The sequence below is a fragment of the Corynebacterium sp. HMSC072A02 genome, from assembly GCF_001810085.1.
In the GTDB taxonomy this organism is placed as follows: Bacteria; Actinomycetota; Actinomycetes; order Mycobacteriales; family Mycobacteriaceae; genus Corynebacterium; species Corynebacterium hesseae.
Window position 1 is genome coordinate 1 of sequence record NZ_KV799882.1, and the last position, 354, is coordinate 354.

Consider the following 354-nt stretch of genomic DNA (forward strand, 5'->3'; position numbering starts at 1 on the left):
GCCCGGCAACACGCAAGGTCATCGAAGAACTCATCGCGGCGAAAGCCATCCCGGCCCAGGCGTACCAGTCCTGTAGAAACGTGCTGTCGATGGGCAAACACGGCAACAAACCAATCCTGGAAGAGGCATGCCAGCGCCTGATGGCCAACGACGGCAGCCGACGGGCTGTGTCATATACCGCGGTCAAAAACATGATGGCCGCCATACGCAAAGAACACGCCACCCGGCCCCGCGGGTTAGACCAGGCCCCGCGCAGCACCACAGTCAACCAGCCCACCGCCCCTGCAATCACCGACCGGGATACCACCGGCGCGTTTCTCGGCGGTGCAGACCAGTTCAGCATGGACAACCTCG

General features: G+C 62.7%; 1 pseudogene. It reads left to right on the top strand.

The window, feature by feature from the left end:
• Nucleotides 1-354, top strand: a pseudogene (locus HMPREF2698_RS12255) (IS21 family transposase); the annotation flags it as partial.